The following is a 2,245-nucleotide window of genomic DNA, read 5'->3' on the forward strand; positions in this document are numbered from 1 at the left end:
CTGTCGGGTAGGAACGACCCGTTGCCGGGCCGCTCCTCCCTAAGAACTGTACGTGCGAGTTTCCCAGCATACAGCTCAAGCCTCCGCCAAGCCCTGTTAGACCAGAGCCGCCAGTTCCTGTGCATCGGTATGAGATGTGGAATCACCGGGCCGATCCGTAACTTCCGACGGCAGACCGCGCCTTCCGGCGAAGTAGCTGTCCCACATGGGATCGAAAGGATTCGCTTCGGCGCGGATTTTGCAGTGGCGACGTATCGGTACGTCGGATGCGTGGATGAGGCGGATGAACTTGAAGTTTCCTGCCTTATCCTTCATCCCGGTGCGGAATACCCAGTCTCGTGTACCTTCCCGAGCGAAGTAACGATACTTCACCCAGCGAAGCGGCTTGTCCGGGTGTCTACGACAGGCCCACTGCCAGAGACATTTCCAGATGAGATGATCGACCTTGCGAAAGGTCTCCTTCGCCACCTGGTTGTGATGATAATTGGTCCATCCCCTTATGACCGGGTTTAGCGACATTATCAGATACTCCTGCTTCACATCGGCGGCACCCTTGGTGATAGTTCGGATCTTGCGCATAAACGCCACCACGTTCTTCTTGGCGGGTTTGATGTGGGTATGCCCATCATATCTGCGCACGTTCCAGCCGAGGAAGTCGAAACCTTCCTCGACCCGCACGATGCGAGTCTTTTCTTCAGACAGAGACAGGCCCCGTTCTGACAGAAATTCCTCGACCATAGATTTCGCCTCCTCCAGCACTTCTTTTGAAGCACCTGTGACGACGAAGTCATCGGCGTAACGTATCAAGTGGACCTTGGTCAGGCTGTTGCGACGTCTTGGGCCGTAGAAGTCCCGTAACATCTTTTCCATTCCGTCCAAGGCCATGTTGGCGAGCGTGGGCGAGATTATTCCCCCTTGCGGAGTTCCCGCTTTCGTCGCGTGCCAGTCACCGTCCTTTATGTAACCGGAGTCCAGCCACTTCCGGAGCACCACCTTGTCCATGGGGATGTTGGCGATGAGCCAGTCCTTGCTGATTTCGTCGAAGCAGCCAGCAATGTCCGCATCCAAGACCCATTCCGCCGTGCCGCGCCCGCGCAGCGCGATAAAGCACTGCCGGGCCGCATCACGGGTTGCTCGATACGGTCGAAAACCGTACGAATTAGGGTCTGCCGTCGTTTCCGCGACAGGTAGCAGAGCGAGCAGGTGAAGTGCCTGCATGGCCCTGTCCTTCATCGTCGGAATACCGAGCGGACGCAGTTTCTTGCTGTTTGCTTTCGGGATATATACCCGCCTCAACGGCAAAGGATGATACCCACGCCGTTTGAGCGACAATAATCCTCTGACGCACTTATCCGGTGTGTCCCAGATGATCCGGTCCACTCCGGGTGTTCTCTTTCCCTGATTTCCAGTAACCCGTTTCACCGCAAGCGCCTTGCCGCTGAACGAGTGGGTCAGCAGCCGTTGCAAGGCTTTCACCTTGCCCCAGCGACCTTCCTTAACTGCCTTCGCAATACGCATCTGCAGCCGTCGCACGTGTTGGTAAGCCTTGCGCCAGTCAATCTGGCCCCAGCTCGCCGCTTCGCGGGAGGCCGCACCAGTCACTGTTGTGACCGTCATTTGCCTGTCCTCCTGCCGAGGGTTCTGCACATTCTCTCGCGACGGGAGACCCGTCGGAAGTCTGCTCCCTTTCGGGCGGGGTGATGTTGGCGAGCCGCAACCCCTGTCCAAACCATTACAGTCCGGCGTTCGCTTTCTCCGACATCCTCTGCCCGCACCGCCAACAACTTTCCTTGCGGTCGGCCTGCCCATTGCCGGGCGACGATGCGGGTTTACCGTGTTTCACCTAAATAACGCGGGCGGGTTAGACCCTGCCTATCCGCCGGCGGTCCTTCGTCCGTGTGCCTCCAAAGTGAAGAGAAGCATCCGACCGCACACCTTTTGGTTCAAGCCTGTCAGCATCTTTGGCTTGTCAAATTTCACGACGTTTATCAGCAGTTCATTTGCATTGATCATACCACCCAGCCTAGCGCCCCATCCGCATTGATGCTCGCAGAAGATGCCTCAGCCTCACGACATCGGCATGGCCCGAAGGCCCGGCTACATTGTCCCGGCAGCTTCAAACCGGACCGTTACCAGTCCCGCATGTGCCGGTAGGCTACTGATGACGGAACATCAGGTTTGTCCCGGAATATAAATCCCGTACAAACAATTACTTAGGCGACTTTCACGTCGCACTCACCTTGAA

General features: G+C 57.0%; 1 protein-coding gene. It reads right to left on the reverse strand.

Going from position 1 to position 2,245, the window contains the following annotated elements; all coding sequences use genetic code 11:
* Window positions 1-96: 96 nt before the first annotated feature.
* Window positions 97-1,617: a group II intron reverse transcriptase/maturase gene (ltrA, locus tag GGD46_RS33535; RefSeq protein WP_004119807.1), complete on the reverse strand. Its 1,521-nt coding sequence runs from the start codon at window positions 1,615-1,617 to the stop codon at window positions 97-99.
* Window positions 1,618-2,245 lie beyond the last annotated feature (628 nt).

The organism is Martinezella lusitana, assembly GCF_014207095.1.
Taxonomy (GTDB): Bacteria; Pseudomonadota; Alphaproteobacteria; order Rhizobiales; family Rhizobiaceae; genus Rhizobium; species Rhizobium lusitanum_B.

Bases quoted from the DNA above. Each gene is read 5' to 3' on its own strand.
- ltrA (WP_004119807.1), bottom strand. From the start codon at position 1,617: ATGACGGTCACAACAGTGACTGGTGCGGCCTCCCGCGAAGCGGCGAGC.